The following is a 23,270-nucleotide window of genomic DNA, read 5'->3' as shown; positions in this document are numbered from 1 at the left end:
CCGGCTGCTGCGCCTGCCACCGTTCCTGCGCCAATGCGAGACCGCCAGCGACCTCACGGACCAGGATCTCCAGGACGGCTTTCGGCTCACCGGCCTGTTCCTGCTGCGCCATGTGCTGGAGCCGCGCGGACAGGCCCATTCCGACGCGCGCGCCGGCTTCATCAATGCCCTGACGCGGCAGCAGGCGAAGGCGGCGATTCCGGCGCCATGACCTGACGGCGCCTCTGCCCTGCCGCAGGACATGGCGTTCCCCCGGAACGAAACAGAGGAGGTCGAGTTGGCCCCACTGGTTCCATAACGGGGACGGCCCAAATGTTGATCAGGGGATTTGCCTTGTCCGCGGCGCTGCTCGCGTTTGCGCCGGACGCCATGGCCGGCGAGCCGCAACCTGGCGTGTTTCGCCGGGCATCCTGCACCGTCGTGCGGTACTATGTGGCGAAATATTCCGCTGCGGCCGCAGAGACATGGGCCCGGTCCAAGGGCGCAACCGAGGCTGAAATCGAGGCGGCCCGGCGTTGCCTGACCAATGCGCCGGTCACGGCGCAGGCCAAGACCCAACCGACCGTGACCGCCGGCTGGGCGGGCCAGTAGAAGCCCACAGGGAACCAATCGCTCCTTGCCCGATTCGCTTCCACGGTTTAACCGGGCGGCATGGGAAAACGATTGATTCCGCCGGAGGAACCGGCCGAAATTCACGAAGTGCCGCTGCGTGAGGCGCTGGAAGAGCGCTATCTTGCGTACGCGCTCTCCACCATCATGCACCGCGCGCTGCCGGATGCGCGCGACGGGCTGAAGCCGGTGCACCGGCGCATCCTCTACGGCATGCGCCTGCTCAGGCTCGATCCCGGCACGGCCTTCAAGAAATCCGCCAAGATCGTCGGCGACGTGATGGGCTCGTTCCATCCGCATGGCGACCAGGCGATCTACGACGCAATGGTTCGCCTCGCGCAGGATTTCTCCTCGCGCTACCCGTTGGTCGACGGCCAGGGCAATTTCGGCAATATCGACGGCGATAATCCCGCCGCATACCGTTACACCGAAGCGCGCATGACCGACGTCGCGCGGCTTCTGCTCGAGGGCATCGACGAGGACGGCGTCGAATTCCGTCCCAACTACGACGGCCAGTCGAAGGAGCCGGTCGTGCTGCCCGGCGGCTTCCCGAACCTGCTCGCCAACGGCGCGCAGGGCATCGCGGTCGGCATGGCGACCTCGATCCCGCCGCACAATGCCGCCGAGCTCTGCGACGCCGCGCTGCATCTGATCGAGAAGCCCGACGCGAACTCGAAGGCGCTGATGAAGTGGGTCAAGGGACCCGATTTCCCGACCGGCGGCATCTGCGTCGATTCCAAGCAGGCCATCGCCGAAGCCTACACCACCGGCCGCGGCTCGTTCCGCGTGCGTGCGCGGTGGGAGCAGGAAGAGGGCGCACGCGGCGCCTGGGTCGTCGTCGTCACCGAGATTCCCTATCTGGTGCAGAAGTCCCGCCTGATCGAGAAGGTCGCCGAGCTGCTCGACCAGAAGAAGCTGCCGCTGGTCGGCGACATCAGGGACGAGTCCGCCGAAGACGTCCGCATCGTGATCGAGCCGAAGTCGAAGAACGTCGATCCCGCCTTGATGATGGAATCGCTGTTCCGGCTGACCGAGCTCGAAAACAAGATTCCGCTGAACCTCAACGTGCTGATCAAGGGCCGCATCCCCAAGGTGGTGGGGCTCGCGGAGTGCTTGCGCGAATGGCTGGACCATCTGCGCGACGTCCTGATCCGCCGCAGCAACTACCGCAAGGCCCAGATCGAGCACCGGTTGGAGGTCCTAGGCGGCTTCCTGATCGCCTATTTGAACATCGACGAGGTCATCAGGATCATCCGCACCGAGGATGAACCGAAGCCCGCGTTGATGAAGGCGTTCAAGCTCACCGAGGTGCAGGCCGAAGCCATTCTCAACATGCGGCTGCGCAGCTTGCGCAAGCTCGAAGAGATGGAGATCCGCACCGAGGACAAGAACCTCCGCGCCGAGCTCAAGGGCATCAACGCGGTGCTCGCCTCCGAAGCCGAGCAGTGGAAGAAGGTCGGCGAGCAGGTCGGCAAGGTCCGCGACATGTTCGGACCGAAGACGCCGCTCGGCAAGCGCCGCACCACCTTTGCGGATGCGCCCGAGCACGATCTCGCCGCGATGGAGGAAGCCCTGGTGGAGCGCGAGCCGGTGACGGTGGTCGTCTCCGACAAGGGCTGGATCCGCACCATGAAGGGGCACGTGGAGGACCTCTCGGGCCTTGCCTTCAAGCAGGACGACAAGCTCGGTTTTGCGTTCTTCGCGGAGACGACCTCGAAGCTGCTGCTGTTCGCCACCAACGGCAAATTCTACTCGCTCGATGTCGCCAAGCTCCCGGGCGGCCGCGGTCACGGCGAGCCGATCCGCCTGTTCATCGACCTCGAGCAGGAGGCCGCGCCCGTTGCGCTGTTCGTCAACAAGGGCGGACGCAAATTCCTGGTCGCGAGCCACGAGGGCCAGGGTTTTGTCGTCAACGAGGACGATTGCGTCGGCACCACCAAGAAGGGCAAGCAGGTCCTCAACGTCGACATGCCGAACGAGGCGCGCACGGTCACCGAGGTGATCGGCGACACCGTCGCGGTGATCGGCGAGAACCGCAAGATGCTGGTCTTCCCGCTGGATCAAGTGCCGGAGATGGCCCGCGGTCGCGGCGTGCGCTTGCAGAAATACAAGGACGGCGGCCTTTCGGACGTCGCCGTGTTCGAGGCCAAGGCCGGCCTGACCTGGAAGGACTCCGCGGGCCGCGAATTCTCCGCGACCATGAAGGAGCTTGCGGAGTGGAAGGGCACCCGCGCGGATGCCGGCCGCCTGCCGCCGAAGGGTTTCCCGAAGTCGAACAAGTTCGGCAAGGTGATCGGGTAGGGCGGTCTCGTGTCCCGGACGCGCTGCAACGCTCTTGCGTTGCTGCGCAGAGCCGGGCCGCAGCGACGGTCCCGTAGGGTGGGCAAAGCGAAGCGTGCCCACCACTTCGCGGGCGTCGTGGAATGGTGGGCACGTCGCTACGCTCCTTTGCCCACCCTACAGCACTGTCTCTCCATCGTCATTGCGAGTGCAACGAAGCAATCCATACTGCCGCAGCGGAAAGACTCTGCTTCGCTGCGCTCGCAATGACGGGATGCGACAGCGCCGCTCTCCAACTCAAAGTGCGCATCCGCGCAAACGCTTGGCAGATAGTCGTGAGCGCATAAGTGCCTGCGTTGATCGGGCACGAACATTGCTTTTTCTTTGCCTGCAAATGAACTCTCAAGAAGAAGCAAAAGGCCCCAATGTTCAAACCAAAGTCATTCATTCCGGCATTGTTCGCCCTCGCGATTGTCGCGGCGCCGGCGCATGCGGCGGGCAACCTTGTCGCGGTGCTCGAGGCGGAGATCGTCACGCTCGATCCGCATTTCTCGACGGCCTATATTTCGCGCACGTTCGGCTACATGGTGTTCGACACGCTGTTTGCGAAAGACTCCAAGGGCGACATCAAGCCGCAGATGGTGCAGGACTGGAAGGTCTCGGCCGACGGCTTGACCTATACGTTCACGCTGCGCGACGGCCTGAAGTGGCATGACGGCCAGCCGGTCACGGCGGCCGATTGCGTCGCGTCGCTGCGCCGCTGGGGCACCCGCAGCGCGCTTGGCCGCCGCATTTTTGCGATCACGGCCTCGCTCGAGCCGACGGATGCCAAGACGTTCGTGCTGACGCTGAAGGAGCCGTCGGGCCTCGTCATCGACGCGCTCGGCAATCCCGTCAGCCCGGTAGCCTTCATGATGCCCGAGCGCATTGCCAAGACGCCCGGCGACCAGCGCATCACCGAGATCGTTGGCTCGGGCCCGTTCGTCTACAGCAAGGCCGATCACCGCACCGGCGATCGCATGATCCTGAAGAAATTCGCCGACTACGTGCCGCGCTCCGAGCCCGCCGACTTCCTCGCCGGCGGCAAGCGCGTCAACGTCGATACGCTCGAGATCAGGGTCATCCCCGACGGCTCGACCGCGGCCTCCGCATTGCAAGCCGGCGAGATCGACTTCATGCAATACGCCCCGTTCGATCTGCTGCCGCAGTTGGAGAAGAACGCAAAGGTCAAGCTCGTGAACTTTACCGGCGGCAACATGTTCGCGGGCGCCTATCGCCTCAATGCCGCTTCGAAGCCGTTCGACGATCCCGCGATCCGGCGCGTGCTGTGGAAGCTGGTCGACCAGCGCGAGGTGCTGGATGCGCTCGGGCTCGATGCCAAATACGCGACACCTTGCGCGACTTACTTCACCTGCGGCACCACCTATGAAAGCAAGGCCGGCACGGACGCTGCCGCCAAGCCGTCGATCGAGGCCGCGAAGGCCGCGCTGAAGGCGACCAAATATGCTGGCGAGCCTGTCGTCGTCATGGAGGCCAACGATCTCGAGGCCCCGCGCGTCTCGGCGCAGGTGCTGGCCGAGCGGCTGAAGCAGGCCGGCTTCAACGTCGATCTCCAGGTGATGGACTGGGCGAGCGTGCTGGCACGCCGCGCCAAGAAGGAGGGCTGGAGCGTCTATGGCGTTCACGCCGGCGGCTTTGACCTCGGCTCACCGTTGACCAACGTCATGGTCGCCTTCAACTGCGCCGACTTCACCGGATGGCAGTGCGATGCGCGCATCACGCCGCTGATGGAAGCCTTCGCCAAGGCGCCCGCCGAGGAGGATCGCAAGAAGATCGCCGGCGAGATCCAGTCCGTCATGTACGACCAGGCGCCGGCGATCCCGTGGGGCCAGTTCGCCCAGCCGGCGCTTTATCGCGCGACGCTTCGCAATCTGATACCGTCCGCCATCCCGGTGTTCTGGAACGTTGAGAAGTAACGCGATGTACGATGTCATTGTTGTCGGCGGCGGCTCTGCCGGCGCCGCGGTTGCGGCCCGGCTCTCCGAGGATCCGGCACGGCGCGTCCTGCTGCTAGAAGCAGGTCTCGACTGGCGCGCCGACGAGGCGCCGTGGGAGGTGCGGACGCCGAACCCCATTCCGATCATCCACAAGCGCGAGTACCAGGAGAAATGGCAGTGGCCTGATCTCTTGACGCGCCGGGTGGCGGGGCAGGAGCCGCGCTTCTACTGGCGCGGCAAGGGGCTCGGTGGCTCCTCGATGATGAACGGCCAGATCGCGATCCGCGGCGTCGCCGATGCGTTCGACGAATGGGCCGCCAATGGCTGCACCGGCTGGTCGGCGAAAGACGTGATGCCGCTATTCTCGGTGATCGAGGACGATGTCGAGTTCGGCGACGCCGCAGGCCATGGCCGCGGCGGACCGTTGCCGGTCTATCGCGCGCCGCCGGAAAAATGGGGCCCGATCGACCGCGGCTTGCGCGACGCCGCGCTTGCGAGCGGCTATCCCTGGTGCGCCGACGTCAACGGCCCTGACGGAGAGGGCGTCGCCTGCTATCCCATCAACAGCCGCGACAGCCGCCGCATCACCACCAATGAGGGTTATCTGGAGCCCGCGCGCGGCCGCGCCAATCTGGAAATCCGTGGGCATGCGCTGGTCGATCGCGTGCTGATCAGCGACGGAAGGGCGACCGGCCTTCGCGTCCATTTCGAGGGGCAGGGCACCCAGGAGATCAGCGCACGCCAGATCGTGCTGTGTGCCGGCGCAATCCACAGTCCGGCGATCCTGCTGCGCTCTGGCATTGGACCTGCCGACGAGCTGAAGGCGATGGGGATCGCGGTCGAACGCGACCTGCCGGTCGGCAAGCACTTCTTCGACCATCCGCTGTTTCGCGCCACGATCCAGCTTCACGAAAATCTGCGGCCGACCGATCCGGATACTCGTCACACCAATTGCTGCGTGACGTACTCGTCCGGCCTTGCCAACGGCGGCAAGCGCGACATGATCCTGATCGCATTCAATCACCGCGGCATTGGAATGCCCGGAGCGATCGGTGCCGGATTGTTCAACGCCTATTCGCGCGGGACGCTCAAATTGGCCTCGACCGATCCATCCATCGATCCGATTGTCGAGGAGAACATGCTGGCCGATCCTCGTGACATGCTCCGGATGATGGACGCGGTGAAGCGGCTGGCCGTGATCACGTCGCAACCGGCGCTATCAGGCATCGCCGACTGGATCAGGCTGATCGATACCGATCTGACGCTGCCGCAGGCAGCAAGCCTGCCGGATCACGAGCTCGACGCGCTGCTTCGCCGTGAGACCGGCGATATCCAGCACGCTGCCGGCAGCTGCCGTATGACCGGTGTCAATGACGCTGACGGTGTGGTCAATCCCGATGGTTCGGTGAAGGGAATAAGCGGCCTGCGCGTCGCCGACGCCTCGATCATGCCGTCGGATTGCCGGGCCAACACGCATTTCACGACGGTGGTGATCGGCGAGGCCATTGCGCGGATGATGATGCGGTAGCTTTTGCTGCCTCCACGTCATTGCGAGCGAAGCGAAGTAATCCAGAATCCTTTCCGCGGAGACAGTCTGGATTGCTTCGCTTCGCTCGCAATGACGGAGCAAGTGATGAGGCCATCGCTCTCCAGTTCACATTTTCAAACAGCAGACACGCCATCGCCTTCTCGCGGCGTGTTGTGCCCGAGTTTTCTCTCCGTTTCACGCCCTCATGGAGACAAGGGCGCAGGGAAGGCCGGGCGCCGGCTGGCACCCGCAGGTCCGTGCGCTGTAGAAATGCACACGGGGTGGACCACAGGTCTCGCCGGATCGCCCGGCCTCCCTGCGCGAATGGTTTTAACGGTGTCCTTCGTGCTCTCCCCGGGGAGCGATGCACTATTGCCCCCGTCGCGCTAGCGGATAGCTGATGCGCGTGTCCGGTTGGATCGCAACATCACCGCAAGGCTTGACGCACAGACCCCGGGCGTCAGGACCACACGACTTCTCCGTCCGCGCACATTTTCGCTGGGACTCCGGAGGGTGGCGTGTGCTCGCCCCCGAAGCCATGCGAAGATGCTGTCAGCGTCGTGTCGTATGCGCGATGACCATTGCTCACAGCCGAAGCCGCCCTGCAAAGACCATTCGCGCCCGACGCCGTCGCGTCCATCGCACCCCAGCCCGCGGTTCGTGACGATCGCGATCCGCCCCTTGTCTCGGGCCAGGGTGTTCCGTATGTGCGATAAATCCGAATTTCGGTAAAGTGGAATATTTTCGGCGCGGGGACTTGACAGGCGAGGTGGAGAATTTGCGCGGGCGTATTGCCCGACGGGACGCCAGGCGGGTCTCGGGTGGATAGTCCGTAGGATGGGTAGAGCGCAGCGAAACCCATCCTACAAGGCTGAGTGCTCTAGATTACCCCCGCCAGCCGCAGCGCGACGCCCGCCGCGCAGCTGCCCGCCAGCACCGTCAGCATCCCAAGCTTGAACCGGAAGATCGCAATCGCCGCCGCGACCGACAGCAGCAGCGCGGGAATGTCGACGCTGGTCAGCACCGGCCTGTCGAACGCAAACGGGAACGCATGCACCGGCGCGGTCTCGCGGAACAGCGTGTGCAGCGCGAACCAGATCGAGAGGTTGAGGATCACGCCGACGACGGCGGCGGTGATCGCGCTGAGCGCGCCGGCAAGGCCGGTGTTGCCGCGCAGGCGCTCGATGTAGGGCGCACCGACGAAGATCCAGAGGAAGCAGGGCGTGAAGGTGACCCAGGTCGCGAGCAGGCCGCCCCATATTGCAGCCAGCATCGGCGATAGCCCGCCCGGATCGCGATAGGCCGCCATGAAGCCCACGAACTGGAGCACCATGATCAAGGGGCCCGGTGTGGTCTCGGCCATGCCGAGGCCGTCGAGCATCTCGTGCGGCTTCAGCCAGTGATAATGCTCGACCGCCTGCTGGGCGACATAGGCCAGCACCGCATAGGCGCCGCCGAAAGTGACCAGGGCCATCTTCGAGAAGAACAGCGCGATCTGGCTGAACACGTTGGCCTGGCCGAACGCCAGGAGCAGCGCGATCACGGGCGCGAGCCAGAGCGCCAGCCACAGCGCGCCGACGCGGATCGCGCGCGCCGTGTTGGGGCGGACGTGATCGGGCACGGCGTCGCCGAGCATGCTGTCGATCGCGGCGCTGCTGTCGCTCGGGCCGTGACCGGCCGGGGCAAATTCCGGGCGGCCTTGCCTCGCGCCGATATAGCCCATCATGCCGGCGGCGATGATGATGATCGGGAAGGGGACCGCGAAGAAGAAGATCGCGACGAAGGCGATCGCGGCGAGCGCAATCATGATGCGGTTCTTCAGCGCGCGCTTGCCGACCCGAAACACGGCCTCGACCACGATGGCGAGCACGGCGGCCTTCAGCCCGAAGAACAGCGCCTCGACGAAGCTGACATTGCCGAAGGCGGCGTAGACGTAGCTGAGGCCCATGATGGCGATGATGCCTGGCAGGATGAACAGCCCGCCCGCCATCAGCCCGCCGGCGGTGCGGTGCATCAGCCAGCCGACATAGGTCGCAAGCTGCTGCGCCTCCGGTCCCGGCAACAGCATGCAATAGTTCAGCGCATGCAGGAAGCGGCCCTCGGAGATCCACCTCTTCTCCTCGACCAGGATGCGATGCATCACCGCGATCTGGCCCGCGGGCCCGCCAAAGCTTAAGCAGGCGACGCGCAGCCAGACGCGGAAAGCTTCATTGAAGCTGATGCCGTGACCGGCATCAGCTTCTGCTTGAACGTTACGGGTATCCATTACGCCTTCGCCTTGTTGGTCGGCCAGTTGTGGGTCTCGGCCGTGGCGTCGCGGCACCAGCGGTAGAAGGCGTCATAGAGCGTCATGCCGGCTTCGAGCTGTTCGAGGTCGTCGTCATACATCCGCGACAGCCCGAGCGACGCCGCGAGCAGGCCGGGCGCCTCCGGCGCGAGGTCGGGCCGCCCCGTGTCGGCGCCGCGCACCAGCGTCGCGAGCCGGAGCAGCGGCGGCGTGGCGATGCCAAACTCCTCGATCATCACGTCGAAGGTGCAGAGCTCGCCCCGGTGGCTCCAGAACACGTTCTCGATGTCGAAGGGCGCCGCATTGAAGCGTTCGCCGACGGCGACCACTTCGGACGGCGCCACGAACAGGAACACCGCGCCCGGGTCGACGAAGCGGCGGATCAGCCAGGGGCAGGCGATGCGGTCGACCTTGGGCCTCGCCCGCGTCACCCACACGGTGCGTCCCTTCGCATCGCGCGGCGGCAGCTTGCGCGTGTCGAGCAGCGGCAGCTTTGCGTCCTTCCAGCCCTCGAAGCCGCCTTCCAGCGTCTCGGCCTGGACCCCTAGCTGCCTGAGCCAGGCGGCCGTGCCCTGTGCCAGCTTGGCGCCGCGCAGGCAGGAGACGATGGCGGTGCGGCCCGCGAACGCGCTGCCCCAGTCGGGCACGTTGTCGTGGCTGAGCTTGATGGAGCCGGGGATCAGCCGCCGGTCGGCGGCAAAATCCTCGTCCGTGCGCACGTCGATCAGGGCAGGGGCGTTCGCCGTGCCGATCAGCCGTGCCAATTTGTCAGATGATATCGTCGTGTAGGAAGACATGATGCGCCCTCGTGAAAACAAACGGGACGCGATACTTGGGCATGTCGCCTCGTGGGGAGATCGCTCAAATCCCCATGGGCCAATTACAGCGAAACCGCGGCGTCCTGTCAATCGCCGGTTTTGGCGGCATTTGACGTTAGAAAGATAGGCTGCCGGGGCTTATATTGAGCCCTTGCGGATTCTGGTTTCCGGAGAGTTGAGCCGATGCACTCCCATTCCATCGAACAATGGACCCATGACCACGCCTTCCTGGGCGAGAGGCACGACGAGAACGCGCGGCGCACATGGCTCGTGGTCGTTCTGACGCTGGTGATGATGATCGGGGAGATCGTCGCCGGCTCGCTGTTCGGCTCGATGGCGCTGCTCGCCGACGGCTGGCACATGGGAACGCATGCGGCGGCGCTCGGCATCGCGGCCTTCGCCTACCGCTTCGCGCGCCGGCATCTGGGGAATTCACACTTCACCTTCGGCACCGGCAAGTTCGGCGATCTCGCCGCCTTTTCCAGCGCGATCATCCTCGGATTGATCGCGGTCGAGATCGCTTACGAGAGCGCGCTGCGGCTGTTCACGCCGGTGCCGATCGTCTATGGCGAGGCCATTGCGGTTGCAGCCCTCGGCCTGTGCGTCAACCTCGCCAGCGCGTGGCTGCTCCGCGACAGCCATGATCATCACCATCACGGCCACGATCATGGCCACGCGCATCATGATCACGACGATCATGATCATCACCACCATCATCACGACAACAATCTTCGCGCCGCCTATGTCCACGTCATGGCAGATGCCGCGACCTCGGTGCTGGCGATCGGCGCGCTGGTTGTCGCGATGTATTCGGGCTGGGTCTGGGCCGATCCGGCCGTCGGCCTGATCGGCAGCGCGGTGATCGCGAGCTGGGCATTCGGCCTGATCAAGACCTCGGGCGCCGTGCTGCTCGATGTGCGCGCCGACGAGAAACTTGAGCGGGTGATCCGGGCGCGGATGGAGGTCGGTGACGACCGCGTCACCGACCTGCATCTCTGGCAGGTCGGACCGGGCCATTGCGCGGTGCTATTGTCCGTGGTGTCGGACACGCCGAAGCAGCCGGCCGTTTACAAGAAGCGGCTCGCCGGGCTGAAGCGCCTCAGCCATGTCACGGTCGAGGTCGAGACCTGCCCGCACTGATGTGATCCGCAAAGACGGAATTCCGCGGCGCGGCCGGGGTTGATCCTCGGTCGCGGCCCACACAAGACGCTGCAAGGAGGGACAAGGATGCTGCCCAGGATCAAGTTTGCTCTCGCCATCGCTGCACTCGCTCTCTCGAGCCAGGTGGCTGTCGCGCAGTCCGGCGTCGAAAAACTCTACGTCCTCAATTGCGGCGAGGGGACCGCCGGCGACATCTCGCGCTGGACGCCCGGCCTGAACGAGGGCAAGACGATGGACTTCGTCGACAGCTGCTATCTCGTCAAGCACGCCAAGGGCTGGTTCCTGTGGGACACCGGCATCGCCGATGCCGTCGCCGCCATGCCGAACGGTCTTGCGCCGGCCGATCCCAAGGCGGTGACCTGGAAACGGCCGAAGACGCTTGCGGGCCAGCTCGAGCAGCTCGGCGTCAAGCCTGACGACATCAAGGCAATGGCGGTGTCTCACACCCACCCTGATCATTCCGGCAATGTCGAGCTGTTCCCGCAAGCCACACTCTATGTGCAGAAGGCCGAATATGACTGGCCCGGCGCCAACAACGAGCCGCGCTTCAAGCCGTCGCATCCGGTGGAGCTGCTCGCGGGCGACAAGGACGTGTTCGGCGATGGCAGCGTGACCATCCTGTCGACGCCGGGCCATACGCCGGGGCACCAGTCGCTGCTGGTGAAGCTGCCGAAGACCGGCGCGGTCGTGCTGTCCGGCGATGCCGTGCACTTCAGGGATAATTGGGACAACCGCCGCGTCCCCAGCATGAACGCCAACAAGGAGCTGAGTGCAGCCTCGATGCAGAAGATCGCCGAGACGCTCGACAAGGAGAAGGCGCAGCTCTGGATCAACCACGACAAGGCGCAGCGCGACAGCCAGAAGATGGCGCCGGAGTTTTACGATTAGCTCTTTGTAAGCCGCCCTGTTGCCACACTGGTGGCAGCAGGGATGTGCTAGCCGCACCCAAAGGCTCCGCAACGGGAGACGATCGTGGGGGAGTGGCTCGGGGTTGCGATCGCGCTTGTCTCGAGCAGCCTCGGCGGGACCGCTGCGGCCATCACCCGCTATCTCGTCGGTGGCGCCGATCCGATCCTGCTCGCGATCCTGCGCTGGGGGATCGGTTTCCTCTGCCTGCTGCCTTGCGCGCTGCTGCTCCGCGTGCGCTTTCCGCCTCGGTCCGACTGGCCGGCCATGGCGCTGCTCGGCATCTGCTTCTTCGGCCTGTTCTTCATCCTCTACAATATCGCGGTGTCCTACACGACCGCCGCGCGCGCCAGTCTCGCGCTGGCGACGCTGCCGCTCCACACCATGGTGGTCGGCGCGATCCTAGGCGTCGAGCGCCTGACCGCGCGCAAGATCATTGGCGTCGGCATCGCCATGCTCGGCGTTGCGGCGGCGCTGGCCGCGGGCCTGGCGCAGAGCCCGCCCGGGGCCTGGCGCGGCGAGCTGATCATGACCGGCGCCGTGTTCTGCATGGCATTCTACAACGTGCTGTCGCGCCCGCTGATGCAGCGCTCCAGCGCGCTCGGTTTCCTCACGGTCGGCATGGGGGCGGGCGCCATCGTGCTGGTGCTGGCGGGTCTGGTGAAGGGCAGCTTTGCGGCGCTCGATCATTTCACTTTCGCGCAGTGGATCGCCGGCATCTATCTCGGCATCGGCGGCGGCGCGCTCGCCTTCATCCTCTGGGTCATGGCGCTGGCGCGGGCGACGCCGACACGGGTTGCCAACACGATGACGGTCAACCCGATTGCCGCGACGCTTCTCGCGGCGTTGCTGATCGGCGAGCCGATCACGGCAAATCTCCTGATCGGGCTCGTTGCCGTGTTCGCCGGAATTTGGATCGCGACCAGCGAAGCAAGGACGAATTGATCCGCTGCGCGTATTGTCGCGGCCACAAAACTGTCGTCGCAATTTTACGAAAAAGTCTGCCTCGTAACCGCAGTACGTCGTGCAGCTCGATGCAGGATGAAGCGATTCTTCGTCACTGCGTTGCTCATCGTTTCGGCATCTTGCTCATCATCAGTTCAACAGACATGCCGTTCGAAGAGACGGCCATGCATTCTCTGAAGTTCGATCAGGCCTTCATTTAAGCGGGCTTTAAAGAGTCGGCCGATATGCATGTTGACGTGCGTAATTCAACAGAGCGGCAAGCATATGCGTAATTCGATCGGACGGCGTCAGTTCTTGTGCGGTTGTTGCGCGGTGCTTGGAGCGACTGTGCTGCCGCAGCGCGTGAGCGCCGCAGGCGATCCAGATATCGTCCCGATCGAGTTCGCGAGCTTTCACGATCAGACGTTCAAGAACGAATATCTTCAGTTCATGAATGTCACGATCCCGCCCGGACAGATCGCGGCCTATCACAGCCACACAAGGGATTTTGCCCAGGTGTACATGGCGGTCTCGGATGCGGAGGGGACGCCGCTTGGCGGCAAGCCCTCCATCACGCCGCGCAAGGTCGGCGAAGTGCTGTTCACCAACTACACGAAGAAGCCGGGGGTGCATCAGGTTGCCAATGTCGGCTCCAGCGACTTCCGGATCATGGGTTTCGAGATCTTCGATTCGGAGCCGGGGCGCTTCACGCCGCTTGCTCGCCCCGCACCCTACGCTCCGGTGATGGACAATCACCGGGTCCAGGCCTGGCGGTTGATCCTGCAGCCGGGCGAGGCCGCGCCGGCGATGCAGCAGGCGGCGCCCGGCGTGCGGATCGTGGTGCAGGGGGGCATGCTGGTCGAGGGCATTGAGGGCAAGCCGGACCACAAGCTCAACCTGAAGTATGGCGACTTCGCCTGGCAGAATACGGGGCCGGTGCGGACGATGCGAAACGTGGGGACGTCGACCGTCGAACTGGTCGAGTTCGAACTGAAATAGACCGCGTGCGGGCGCGGGGACTGGCGGGGGCCAGCCTCACGTCACGGGCAGGAATACGAATGAGGAGCGGGGCATGTCGATCAAGCGGTCGGGAATTGCGATTGCGGCACTGATGTCGGGCGTCGTGGTTCTGACGTCAGGCCTTCAACTGAGCGAGCGCTGGAGCGCCTACCAGAACGCCATCGCGGCGCACGCCCTGGAGACTCGTCTGGCAGCCGGCTTCGATGCGGTCGGCAGCCTGACCATCGAGCGCGGTCCGGTCAATCGGGCGCTGCTCGGGAAATCCGCGGCGGACGATGCGGTGCTCAAGGAGTTCGCGGATAATCGCCGGACCAGTGACGAGGCCCTGGCCAAGCTGGAGACGCTTGCCCGCGGCGATGCCGACCTGACGCAGCGGGTCAAGGCGGCCGCGGCCAGGATTGCCGCCGCGCGCGAGGAGGCCGCCTCACACTGGCAGAAGCCGCTGGCCGAGCGTCCTTCCGGCATCGCCGCCAAGGCGATGCGGGACTACGCCGAGGCCATGGCGAGCCTGAATGAACTGCTGGAGAGCGGCATCAAGGCGACGATGCGGCTGAGCACCACGGCGGGAAATTTGCTCGACGTTGCGCAGAAGGGCTGGGTGATCCGGCAGACCGCCGGTCAGGTCTCGCTGCTGATTTCGGGACTCGTGACGGCGGGCCGTCCGGCCACATTGGCGGAGCGGGACGAACTCAGCGCTGCGAACGGCCAGATGACGCGGCTCTGGGCTGAAATCCTCGATCGCGGCGACGATGCTCACGCGCCGAAGAGCACGCGGGGCAGCGTCGGTGCGGCCAGGGATCGCTATTTCGGTTCGGACAAGCCGCTGCGCGACGGACTGACCAAGGCCGCATTCGACGGCACGCCCTATGCGGTGTCGGTGGACGAATGGCGCAAATCCGCCACGGGCGCGAACGCCTCGCTGCTGGGAATCCGCGACGCCGCCTTGCGCGATGCGCAGGCTGTGGCCGAGCGGGACGAATCCGACGGGCTGGGCGGCATCCTGTTCGCCGCCGCGGCTATCCTGGTCGTTCTGGGATTGTCGGCCGCTGCGTCCTTGCTGCTGGTGCGTCATCTGCTCACGCCGATATCGAAGCTCTCGGAGGTGATGACCCGGCTTGCCCGCAACGAGGAAGCCGAGGTGCCGTTTGCCGCCCGCAAGGACGAGATCGGCGGCATGGCCCTCGCGGTGCAGGTGTTCAAGGAGGCCATGGCCACCACCAATCGACTGGCTGGAGAACAGGCCGCCGAGCGCATCGTCAAGGAGAAGCGCACGGCGCGTCTCGAAGGCCTGGTCAGCGATTTCGAGGCCAAGGCGGGGGCCATGGTGGCGCTGCTGGCGTCGGGGGCGACCGAGCTCGAGACCACGGCGCGATCGATGTCCTCGACCGCGACGCAGACCAAGGGGCAGGCGACGACGGTCGCCGCGGCGGCCGAGGAAGCCAGCGTCGGCGCGAGCACGGTCGCTTCCGCCGCCGAGGAGCTGACGGCGTCGATCAGCGAGATCAGCCGTCAGGTCGCGCAATCCTCGACCATCACCGGACGCGCGGTGGCCGATGCGCAGCGGACCGACAAGATCGTGCAGACCCTGGCCGAAGGCGCCGAAAAGATCGGCGAGGTTGTCACCCTGATCCAGGCCATCGCCGCCCAAACCAACCTCTTGGCCCTGAACGCGACGATCGAGGCGGCGCGGGCCGGCGATGCCGGGAGAGGCTTTGCCGTGGTCGCCTCCGAGGTGAAGATGCTGGCGACCCAGACGGCCTCGGCAACGGCGGAGATCGGCGCCCAGATTGCGCAAATTCAGACCGCCACCAAGGAGGCCGTCGACGCGATCCGCGGCATCAGCGGTACCATCGAAGAGGTCAGCTCGATCTCGAACGTGATCGCGACCGCCGTCCAGGCGCAGGGCGTGGCAACGGCGGAAATCGCCCGCAACGTTCAACAGACGTCGCAATCGGTGAAGGACGTGACGGCGAACATCAGCGGCGTGAGCAAGGCGGCGACGGAAACGGGCGTCGCGGCGAGCGAGGTGCTGAGCGCCGCCGACGGTCTGTCGCGACAGGCCGAGCAGTTGACGAGCGAGGTGGGCAGCTTCGTCGAGGACGTCAGGGCCGCCTAGCTCTTCGGCGCGGTGGCCGCAGGCGGGCTCGCCTCCGGCGTCTTCTTCGGCTTCAGCGTGCCGGCATAGAACGACAGCAGCCAGACCAGGATGATGGCCAGGAGATAGACGCCCCAGGCCTGCGGCGGCGTGGTCGCCCAGCGCAGGAGTCCTTTGAAGGTGCGGGGCGGGCTGTTGTCGTTGGTCATGGCCTGCTTGTGCGCGAAAGCCGTAGTGTGGTCAATCCGGCCGCTGGCCTGGGCGGATCAGAAACAGCGCGGCCAGCGCCGACAGGCTGAGCGCCGAGGAGACGATCAGCACCTTGGCGCCCATCACGTCGATGAGCAGGCCGAAGGCCAGCGGCGCGACGGCCTGCGCCATCCGTGCCGGCGCCCCGATGATGCCGAGGCGATAGCCGAAATCCTTCGGGCCGAAGATCGACAATGGCAGCGTGCCCCGCGCGATGGTCAGGATGCCGTTGCCCGAGCCATAGAGCAGCGCAAATGCGCTCGCGGCGGGAGCGCCGAAGATGGCGACGACGGCGGCGCCGACGGGGTGGGTGATGCAGGCAAGCCGCGTCGACCACAGCGGATGGAAGCGGCTCAGAAAGCCGGCTTCGAGAATGCGCGCGGCCACCTGTGCCGGGCCGATCAGCGCACCGGCCGCAATCGCCTCGACATGCGTCGCGCCCATCGTCTCGAGGATGCGGGGGAAATGGACCGCCATGGCACCGGTGACGGTCCACACCGCTGCGAAGATGAAGGCGAGCAGGATCATGGTGCGGTCGAGCGGCAGCTGTGGCTTCTCGGCCGTGGCCGCTGCCTGCCTGGCGCCCTTGATCGCCGGCAGCATGAAGACGTTGAGCGGCAGGCCGATCAGGATGTTGGCGGCGGCCCAGGCAAAGCAGGTCTCCCGCCAGCCGATATGGGCGAGGCCCCAGGCGGTGAGCGGCCAGCCGACGGTGGAGGCAAAGCCCGCCATCAGCGTGATGCCGGTGATGGGCCTGCGTGCCTCGGTGCCGTAGATGCGGCCAAGCGCGGCAAAGGCGGCGTCGTAGAGCCCCATCGCCATGCCGATGCCGAGCACGAGCCAGGCGATCGCCATCACCACCGCCGACTGCGAGAGGCCGAGCAGCACGAGGCCGGCGGCCATGATCAGGTTGGAGGCCGACAGCACCTGACGTCCGCCGACCAGATCGATCTGCCGTCCAATCCGCGGGCCGAGCATCGCCGAGATCACCAGCGAGGCCGAGAACGCGCCAAAGATCCAGTTGGAGGAAATGCCGAGGTCGTGCGCCATGGGATCGGCAAGCAGCGCCGGCAGATAGTAGCTGGACGCCCAGGCCAGCGTCTGCGTGGTGCCGAGCGCCAGGATGATCGGAAGCTGGCGCTGGCTCATCGTGCAGGATTTCCGGTCGGCGGTGTCATCGGTTCCATTTGCAGCGTGCGGCGCGCGTGCGTCAACAGCGCCTGCGGCATATTCGACCTGCTGCGGACGGGAGCCTTGGTTACGCAGCGCTCCGCGCGGCCTTTCGCTGGTCACGAATGCACGCCATAATGGCACGCATGCAATTGACCTCGCGCCTCGCGCTGATGAACTGGCTGACCGGCCAGGGGCTCACGGGCCTGCCCGAAAACGAACTGCTCCGCGGCTTCTGCGAGCGCTGCCGCGCCGAGGGGTTGGAACTCTCGCGCGGGCTGGTCGTCATCGACACGCTGCACCCGATCTATGAAGGCCGCGGCTTCCGCTGGAGCGACCGGGCGAGCAACGAGAGCGATGCGTTCGAATACGGCTCGACCGCCGAGGGCGACGCGGCCCAAAGCTGGCGTCGCTCCGTGTTCTTCCACATGCTCGAGCACGGCCACGACGAGATGGTGATCGATCTTGCGGATGCGCCGTCGATGGATTTTTCGCAGCTCGGCGAGCTCGCCGAAAAGGGCCACAAGCACTATCTCGCCTTCGTGCATCGCTTCGGCGAGAACGGCGCGCTCGGCCTGATGGATTGCCTGTACTCCTGCTGGACCACGCGCCGCGACAGCGGCTTTTCCGAGCCGGAGCTCGTGGCGCTACGCGATCTCGTGCCGGTGCTGGGGCTTGCGATCAAGTCGGCGCAGCAGGTCGACATCGCGCGCACGCTGGGCCGGGTCTATCTCGGCCGAGGCGCCTCCGAGCAGGTGCTGGGCGGGCGCATCTCGCGCGGCGTCACCGAGCGCATCAAGGCCGTGCTCTGGTACTCGGATTTGCGCGGCTCGACCGGGATCAGCGAGAGCATCGGACCCGACGAGATCATCCCCTTCCTCAACGATTACGCCCAGGCGGTGATCGACGCGATCCACGATGCCGGCGGCGACGTGCTGAAGCTGATCGGCGACGGCGTGCTGGCGATGTTCATCGGCGAGGACATGGCGCATGCGCGGCGAGCGGCGCTCCGTGCCGAGCATCTGTTCCGCCAGAACGTCGCAGCGCTGAACGCGCGGCGGGCGGCCGACGGCCGTCCCACCACGTCGGCCTATATCGGCCTGCATGTCGGCGAGGTCTTCTACGGCAATATCGGCAGCGAGGACCGGCTCGACTTCACGGTGGTGGGCCCGACCGTGAACGAGGTCAGCCGCATCGCTTCGATGAGCCGCTCGGTTGACCGCGAGCTGCTGGCCTCGTCCGAGTTCTACAAGGGCCTCGATGCCGCCGGCCGCCGCTACCTCGTCTCCACCGGCCGCTACGCGCTGCGCGGTATCGGCCACGCGCAGGACCTCTACACGCTCGATCCCGATGTCGACGCGAGCGAGCCGGTGACGGGGAGCTACGAGCGGTACCTGGCGAATTAGCCCGGCTATCTCAACATACTCCGTCATTGCGAGCGCAGCGAAGCAATCCAGCGTCTTTCCGTTGAGGCAGTCTGGATTGCTTCGTCGCAAGAGCTCCCCGCAATGACGCTGTGGTTAGCACCGCACCGCCACCTCATCGCCCACCATGTCCGGCTGCCGGTCGAGTGCTGCGGCCGGGGACAGCAGGATCACCAGCGCCTGCGCGCCGAACACCGCGGCGGCGAGATAGAGGCACGCTTCAGCGCTGTAAAATCCGCCGACGATCGCACCCAGTGCCGAGCCGAGCGGGCGGGCGCCATAGCTCATGATGTTGATGGCGAAGACGCGCCCGAGCAGGCGCGGCGGCGTCACCGACTGGCGCAATGTCGTGGTCGAGATCACCCACAGGATCGGGCCGACGCCGAGCAGGAAGAAGCTCAGGGCCGCAAGCCAGGACGAGGGCACCAGTACCGTCAGCGCCATGACCAGCGAGGCGACGAAGCCGGTGACCGGGCCGAGGCCGACCACGGTGCCGAACGCGATCCGCTTCATCACGCGCGTGGCGAACAGCGCGCCGATCACCATGCCGACGCCGTACATCGTCAGTACGGTCCCGACGCCGGCGGCTGTCAGGCCGAGATGGCGCACGGCATAGGGCACGAACACCGCGATCTGGAGGAACCAGCCGGTGTTGAAGATGAACTGGGTGATGAACACCGGCCGCAGCAGCGGATGGTGAAAGACGAAGGCCGCGCCCTCGCGGATGTCCTGGAATGGATGGCGGCGTGGTGAGGGCGCACGCGCGGGCTCGTAGATGCCGGAGAGCAGCACCACGGCGATGGCCGAGAGCGCCGCGGCAAAGCCGAAGGCCGGGCTCGCACCCCACCATCCCACTAGCGCGCCGCCGAGCGCAGGCCCGCTCGCAAAGGCGATGGTGCGTGCAAGCTCGATCCGCGCGTTCGCCGCCGGCAGGAGCTCGGCGCTCACCAGCGAGGGCACCAGCGCCGGCGCGGCCACGCTGTAGACGACGGTGCCGCACACCGCGGCGAAGCCGAGCAGCGCCAGGAGCGGCAGGTTGAGCGCGCCGAGCGCGAGCAGGAGCACGATGGTCCCGAGCGCCACAGTTCGCAGCGCCTCGGCGCCCGCCATCAGCGAGCGGCGGGAGATGCGGTCGGCGAGCAGGCCGGCTGGAATGGCAAAGAGGACGAAGGGCAGGGTGAGCGCGGTCTGCAACGCGCCGGTCTGGCCCTCGGCGACGCCGAGCGTCAGCACCGCGACGATGGGGGCGGCAGCCAGTGCGATCTGCTCGGCCGATTGCGCGGCGAGGTTGGACCAGGCGAGGCGGCTGAAGGTGTCGGGGAGGCGGTGCGGCGCTGACATGGCTCATTTCCTGCAAAGTCGGACTTGCACCAGTATCCGCCTCCGGGGAGGGCCGAACCCACCCGCTTCCCGACAGGGCGGGCAAAAGCGGGGCCGTGCCGGAACCGATGCGGCTAGATGCAGTTGCAAATGAGTTGCAATAAGCTCCGACTTCGGTATTCTGACCTCATGGATGCTCGATCGCCCGATCTCACTACCGACGCCGCCGGCTGGCGCAGTGACGCGCCAACCACCAAAAGTCTCGCCGAGGTGAATGCCACGGTCGCCCTCCCCATCGCGGGGGTGTGGTGGCGGCGGCTGCTGGCCTTTGTCGGTCCGGGCTATCTGGTCTCGGTCGGCTACATGGACCCCGGCAATTGGGCGACCGACCTCGCCGGTGGCTCGAAGTTCGGCTACACGCTGCTCTCGGTCATCCTGCTCTCGAATCTGATGGCGATCCTGCTGCAGTCGCTGGCAGCGCGGCTCGGCATCGTCACCGACCGTGACCTCGCGCAGGCCTGCCGGGCGACCTATTCGCCGGCCGTGAACTTCATGCTCTGGCTCGCCTGCGAGGCGGCGATCATCGCCTGTGATCTCGCCGAGGTGATCGGCACCGCGATCGCGCTGAAACTGCTGTTCGGCATTCCCCTGATCGGCGGCGCGCTGATCGCCGCGCTCGATGCCTTTTTGCTGCTCATCCTGATGAATCGCGGCTTCCGCTTCCTCGAAGCCTTCGTCATCGCGCTGCTCGTCGTGATCGCGATCTGTTTCACGGTCCAGCTTGCCGCGGCAGCGCCGCCGGTTGCCGAGATGCTGAGCGGATTTGTGCCGAAGACCGAGATCTTCACCAATCCGGAAATGCTCTACATCGCGATCGGCATCATCGGGGCGACCGTGATGCCGCATAATCTCTACCTGCACTCCTCGATCGTGCAGACGCGTGCCTATGAGCGCAACGATACCGGCCGTCGCGAGGCGATCAAATGGGCGACGACGGACTCGACCATCGCCCTGATGCTGGCGCTGTTCATCAACGCCGCGATCCTGGTGGTGGCGGCCGCGACCTTCCACAAGAGCGGCCATTCCGATGTCGCCGAGATCGGCCAGGCTTTCGAGCTGCTCTCGCCCTTGCTCGGCCTCGGCATCGCCTCAACGCTGTTCGCGGTGGCGCTGCTCGCCTCCGGCCTGAACTCGACGGTGACGGCGACGCTCGCCGGCCAGATCGTGATGGAGGGCTTTCTCGACCTGCGGCTGCCGAGCTGGGCGCGCCGCCTGCTGACGCGCGGCATCGCCATCATTCCGGTGATCGTCGTCACCGCGATCTATGGCGAGCGCGGCACTGCCGATTTGCTGGTGTTCAGCCAGGTCGTGCTGTCGATGCAACTGCCCTTCGCGGTGATCCCGCTGGTCCGCTTCGTCTCGGACCGGCGCAAGATGGGCAAGTTCGCGATTCCGCCATACGTTGCCGCGATCGCATGGATCGTCGCGGGCGTGATCGTGGTTCTGAACCTGAAGCTGCTGGCGGATACGCTGTTCGGGTGAGGGCCCAGGCGACCGGCCGGCCCTGCGGTGATGTCACACAAAGGGATTGGTGATGCGAAGGCCTTCCTTCAATACCATCCCATGTTGGAAGTCTTCGGACAGCAATGTCTGGCATCCCGCGTGAAGCGCCGAGGCTGCGATCATCGCGTCGTAGGTCGCCATTCCATAACGTTCGGCGAGGCTCAGGCCGGTATCATGGATATCCAACGTGACGGGATGAATCGTGAGCAGCCCGCGTAACGAGTCCAGGAAAGTGTGTGTCTCCCGCCACGACAATTGCGTTTTCCGGCGGGCTACGTTGGCAAGTTCGTTGAGCACCTGCACGCTGACCACGCCCCCGCGCGAAAGAGCTTGCTCGGCGCGATCAGCTTTCGTCGCATCGCCTGACACGAGATAGACGAGGACGTTGGTGTCGAAGAAGCTAGCGGGCATTCGCTTCCTCTCTGTCGAACTTGAAGTCGGCAGGAAGGCTACCCCGAAGGGAACGAAGACGCTTTAGCAGCTCTGCACGGTCCGGCTTGCGTGCCACACCGAACTCCCGCTCTCCAGCAACGTGAATTTCGATCTCATCGCCTTCCTTCAGCTGAAGTGCCTCGACGACCGCGGCGGGAAGGCGGACTGCAAGGCTATTTCCCCATTTGGCGACTTGCATGCTAACTCCATTGGATATACACAAGAAAATATGTATATCTAGCGCGCAGGATGTCAAGGCCGATATCGGCAACCCCGCGGGGTCTGCGCCGAGCGTTTGCCCATAGGGTCTTCCGTGGCCGCTAGCACAGCCCGCTCATGTGCTTGAACCTCCAGAGCGACGGCAATCCTTGCGGGCTGTGTTTTGGCACGTAGCCCCGCAACGTCGTGTTCGGTCCCTTCTGCTTGAACTCCTCGATCCCGCACGATGTCGGGCCTTCGTACAGGCTCACCGTCACGACATAGAAATCGGGAAGAACGTCGTCGATCCGGGCTTCGGATTCGATGTCGATGTTCGGGTGCCGCCAGGTGTGAATGATCTTGCGGCCAGGCTCGGGCTTGTCGAACAAGGGAACGTCTGGTGCGAAGAGATTGGAGACCTCGCCGATCTTGCTGATTGGCTGGCCGTAGTCCTTGAGGAACGTTCGAAGCTTCGGGGCGGGAGGCGTCACCGCGACGCAGCGGCCAAAATATTCTTTGCGGCCGGCGTCACAGGCATGGGCGTTCGACGGGACAATCAACGACAATGCGAACAGGACGGACCTTGGAGACGGCAACCGCAGGCCCGCGCTCGCAACGCGACGTCGACCCACCGTCCCTCAATCCTGCGGCTCGGACGCAGCATCGCCCTGCGCGTCGATGCGCAGCCAGCCTGACGGCGCGAGGCGCTGCTGCGGCAGGAAGCGGGCCTTGTAGTCCATCTTCTTGGAGCCCTCGATCCAGTAGCCGAGATAGACGTAAGGCAGGCCTTGACGTCGCGCCCGCGCGATGTGGTCGAGGATCATGAAGGTGCCCATCGAGCGGCTGACCTGGCTCGGCTCGAAGAAGGAATAGACCATCGACAGGCCGTCGCTGAGCACGTCGGTGAGCGCGACCGCGATCAGCTCCTCGCCGCGGCCGGTGATGCCGCTGTCGGGGCCGCGCTTGCGGTACTCGATGATGCGGGTCTCGACGTGGCTGTCCTCGACCATCATGGCGTAGTCGAGCACGGTCATGTCGGCCATGCCGCCGTGGCGGTGGCGGGCGTCGAGATAGGCGCGGAACACCGAATATTGCTCGGAGGTCGGTACTGCGCTGCGCTGCTCGCCGATGATGTCGGCGTTGCGCGCGATGACCTTGCGGAAGTTGCGGGAGGCGCGGAACTCGTTGGCGACGACGCGGACCGAGACACACGCACGGCACTGGTCGCAGGCCGGGCGGTAGGCGATCGACTGGCTGCGGCGGAAGCC

20 protein-coding genes and 1 pseudogene are annotated in these 23,270 nt (G+C 65.5%); 12 read left to right on the top strand and 9 right to left on the bottom strand.

Features of this window, described 5'->3' with window-relative positions; genetic code table 11:
* From PMI42_RS01320 to PMI42_RS01300, 5 genes and pseudogenes are all read left to right on the top strand, one after another.
* Positions 1-211, top strand: a pseudogene (locus PMI42_RS01320) (DNA repair protein RecO); the annotation flags it as partial.
* A gap of 101 nt (positions 212-312) precedes the next feature.
* Positions 313-591, top strand: coding sequence for a hypothetical protein (locus PMI42_RS01315; RefSeq protein ID WP_008129841.1), 279 nt, complete (start codon positions 313-315; stop codon positions 589-591).
* Positions 592-651: 60 nt separating this feature from the next.
* Positions 652-2,910 carry a DNA topoisomerase IV subunit A gene (parC, locus tag PMI42_RS01310; protein ID WP_008129839.1) on the top strand — a complete coding sequence of 753 codons (2,259 nt, stop codon included), beginning with the start codon at positions 652-654 and terminating at the stop codon, positions 2,908-2,910.
* A 404-nt stretch (positions 2,911-3,314) separates the two neighbouring features.
* Positions 3,315-4,865: an ABC transporter substrate-binding protein gene (locus PMI42_RS01305; protein WP_008129838.1), complete on the top strand. Its 1,551-nt coding sequence runs from the start codon at positions 3,315-3,317 to the stop codon at positions 4,863-4,865.
* 4 nt (positions 4,866-4,869) lie between these two features.
* Positions 4,870-6,414 (top strand): GMC family oxidoreductase, encoded by a 1,545-nt coding sequence (locus PMI42_RS01300; RefSeq protein WP_008129837.1) that lies wholly within the window; start codon positions 4,870-4,872, stop codon positions 6,412-6,414.
* 880 nt (positions 6,415-7,294) lie between these two features.
* Here PMI42_RS01300 and chrA read toward each other — a convergent pair.
* Both chrA and PMI42_RS01290 read right to left on the bottom strand, forming a co-directional pair.
* A complete protein-coding gene (gene chrA, locus PMI42_RS01295) occupies positions 7,295-8,680 on the bottom strand; it encodes a chromate efflux transporter (RefSeq protein WP_008129836.1) in 1,386 nt (461 codons plus the stop codon).
* Positions 8,680-9,498 (bottom strand): chromate resistance protein ChrB domain-containing protein, encoded by an 819-nt coding sequence (locus PMI42_RS01290; RefSeq protein WP_008129834.1) that lies wholly within the window; start codon positions 9,496-9,498, stop codon positions 8,680-8,682. The genes chrA and PMI42_RS01290 overlap by 1 nt, the downstream gene beginning before the upstream one ends.
* A gap of 204 nt (positions 9,499-9,702) precedes the next feature.
* Between PMI42_RS01290 and dmeF the strand changes: the two genes are divergently transcribed.
* From dmeF to PMI42_RS01265, 5 genes are all read left to right on the top strand, one after another.
* The gene (dmeF, locus tag PMI42_RS01285) at positions 9,703-10,659 is read left to right on the top strand and encodes a CDF family Co(II)/Ni(II) efflux transporter DmeF (RefSeq protein ID WP_008129833.1); all 957 of its coding nucleotides are present in this window, start codon (positions 9,703-9,705) and stop codon (positions 10,657-10,659) included.
* Positions 10,660-10,746: 87 nt separating this feature from the next.
* On the top strand, positions 10,747-11,568 hold the full coding sequence (locus tag PMI42_RS01280; RefSeq protein WP_008129832.1) for an N-acyl homoserine lactonase family protein: 822 nt from the start codon (positions 10,747-10,749) through the stop codon (positions 11,566-11,568).
* Positions 11,569-11,652: 84 nt separating this feature from the next.
* Positions 11,653-12,531, top strand: coding sequence for a DMT family transporter (locus PMI42_RS01275; protein WP_008129831.1), 879 nt, complete (start codon positions 11,653-11,655; stop codon positions 12,529-12,531).
* Positions 12,532-12,864: 333 nt separating this feature from the next.
* Positions 12,865-13,530, top strand: a complete 666-nt coding sequence (locus tag PMI42_RS01270; protein WP_240535187.1) for a hypothetical protein — start codon at positions 12,865-12,867, stop codon at positions 13,528-13,530.
* A gap of 73 nt (positions 13,531-13,603) precedes the next feature.
* On the top strand, positions 13,604-15,667 hold the full coding sequence (locus PMI42_RS01265; protein WP_008129829.1) for a methyl-accepting chemotaxis protein: 2,064 nt from the start codon (positions 13,604-13,606) through the stop codon (positions 15,665-15,667).
* Here the strand turns inward: PMI42_RS01265 and PMI42_RS01260 are convergent.
* Positions 15,664-15,855 carry a hypothetical protein gene (locus PMI42_RS01260; protein WP_008129828.1) on the bottom strand — a complete coding sequence of 64 codons (192 nt, stop codon included), beginning with the start codon at positions 15,853-15,855 and terminating at the stop codon, positions 15,664-15,666. The genes PMI42_RS01265 and PMI42_RS01260 overlap by 4 nt on opposite strands.
* 31 nt (positions 15,856-15,886) lie before the next feature.
* Positions 15,887-17,044, bottom strand: coding sequence for an MFS transporter (locus PMI42_RS01255; protein ID WP_008129826.1), 1,158 nt, complete (start codon positions 17,042-17,044; stop codon positions 15,887-15,889).
* 167 nt (positions 17,045-17,211) lie between these two features.
* On the opposite strand from PMI42_RS01255, the gene PMI42_RS01250 reads away from it, so the two are divergent.
* Entirely contained in the window at positions 17,212-18,471 is a 1,260-nt protein-coding gene (locus PMI42_RS01250) for an adenylate/guanylate cyclase domain-containing protein (protein WP_008129825.1), read from the top strand.
* 114 nt (positions 18,472-18,585) lie between these two features.
* Here PMI42_RS01250 and PMI42_RS01245 read toward each other — a convergent pair whose 3' ends face one another.
* Positions 18,586-19,830, bottom strand: a complete 1,245-nt coding sequence (locus PMI42_RS01245) for an MFS transporter (protein WP_008129824.1) — start codon at positions 19,828-19,830, stop codon at positions 18,586-18,588.
* A 168-nt stretch (positions 19,831-19,998) separates the two neighbouring features.
* Between PMI42_RS01245 and PMI42_RS01240 the strand changes: the two genes are divergently transcribed.
* Entirely contained in the window at positions 19,999-21,351 is a 1,353-nt protein-coding gene (locus PMI42_RS01240) for an Nramp family divalent metal transporter (protein ID WP_008129823.1), read from the top strand.
* Positions 21,352-21,384: 33 nt separating this feature from the next.
* On the opposite strand, the gene PMI42_RS01235 is transcribed toward PMI42_RS01240, so the two are convergent.
* From PMI42_RS01235 to PMI42_RS01220, 4 genes are all read right to left on the bottom strand, one after another.
* On the bottom strand, positions 21,385-21,783 hold the full coding sequence (locus tag PMI42_RS01235; protein ID WP_008129822.1) for a PIN domain-containing protein: 399 nt from the start codon (positions 21,781-21,783) through the stop codon (positions 21,385-21,387).
* Positions 21,773-22,003, bottom strand: a complete 231-nt coding sequence (locus PMI42_RS01230; protein WP_008129821.1) for an AbrB/MazE/SpoVT family DNA-binding domain-containing protein — start codon at positions 22,001-22,003, stop codon at positions 21,773-21,775. The genes PMI42_RS01235 and PMI42_RS01230 overlap by 11 nt, the downstream gene beginning before the upstream one ends.
* 121 nt (positions 22,004-22,124) lie before the next feature.
* Positions 22,125-22,568 carry a hypothetical protein gene (locus PMI42_RS01225; RefSeq protein ID WP_157195691.1) on the bottom strand — a complete coding sequence of 148 codons (444 nt, stop codon included), beginning with the start codon at positions 22,566-22,568 and terminating at the stop codon, positions 22,125-22,127.
* A gap of 72 nt (positions 22,569-22,640) precedes the next feature.
* Positions 22,641-23,270 (bottom strand): arginyltransferase (locus tag PMI42_RS01220; protein WP_008129819.1); only part of this gene is annotated, 630 nt, incomplete at its 5' end.

The sequence above is a fragment of the Bradyrhizobium sp. YR681 genome, from assembly GCF_000282615.1.
Taxonomy (GTDB): domain Bacteria; phylum Pseudomonadota; class Alphaproteobacteria; order Rhizobiales; family Xanthobacteraceae; genus Bradyrhizobium.
This window is presented reverse-complemented; position numbering and strand designations above follow the sequence as displayed.

Coding starts and splice junctions, on each gene's coding strand:
- PMI42_RS01240 (WP_008129823.1), top strand. CDS start 19,999: ATGGATGCTCGATCGCCCGATCTCACTACCGACGCCGCCGGCTGGCGC.
- PMI42_RS01230 (WP_008129821.1), bottom strand. CDS start 22,003: ATGCAAGTCGCCAAATGGGGAAATAGCCTTGCAGTCCGCCTTCCCGCC.
- PMI42_RS01255 (WP_008129826.1), bottom strand. CDS start 17,044: ATGAGCCAGCGCCAGCTTCCGATCATCCTGGCGCTCGGCACCACGCAG.
- PMI42_RS01265 (WP_008129829.1), top strand. CDS start 13,604: ATGTCGATCAAGCGGTCGGGAATTGCGATTGCGGCACTGATGTCGGGC.
- chrA (WP_008129836.1), bottom strand. CDS start 8,680: ATGGATACCCGTAACGTTCAAGCAGAAGCTGATGCCGGTCACGGCATC.
- dmeF (WP_008129833.1), top strand. CDS start 9,703: ATGCACTCCCATTCCATCGAACAATGGACCCATGACCACGCCTTCCTG.
- PMI42_RS01245 (WP_008129824.1), bottom strand. CDS start 19,830: ATGTCAGCGCCGCACCGCCTCCCCGACACCTTCAGCCGCCTCGCCTGG.
- PMI42_RS01305 (WP_008129838.1), top strand. CDS start 3,315: ATGTTCAAACCAAAGTCATTCATTCCGGCATTGTTCGCCCTCGCGATT.
- PMI42_RS01250 (WP_008129825.1), top strand. CDS start 17,212: ATGCAATTGACCTCGCGCCTCGCGCTGATGAACTGGCTGACCGGCCAG.
- PMI42_RS01235 (WP_008129822.1), bottom strand. CDS start 21,783: ATGCCCGCTAGCTTCTTCGACACCAACGTCCTCGTCTATCTCGTGTCA.
- parC (WP_008129839.1), top strand. CDS start 652: ATGGGAAAACGATTGATTCCGCCGGAGGAACCGGCCGAAATTCACGAA.
- PMI42_RS01315 (WP_008129841.1), top strand. CDS start 313: ATGTTGATCAGGGGATTTGCCTTGTCCGCGGCGCTGCTCGCGTTTGCG.
- PMI42_RS01290 (WP_008129834.1), bottom strand. CDS start 9,498: ATGTCTTCCTACACGACGATATCATCTGACAAATTGGCACGGCTGATC.
- PMI42_RS01260 (WP_008129828.1), bottom strand. CDS start 15,855: ATGACCAACGACAACAGCCCGCCCCGCACCTTCAAAGGACTCCTGCGC.
- PMI42_RS01280 (WP_008129832.1), top strand. CDS start 10,747: ATGCTGCCCAGGATCAAGTTTGCTCTCGCCATCGCTGCACTCGCTCTC.
- PMI42_RS01300 (WP_008129837.1), top strand. CDS start 4,870: ATGTACGATGTCATTGTTGTCGGCGGCGGCTCTGCCGGCGCCGCGGTT.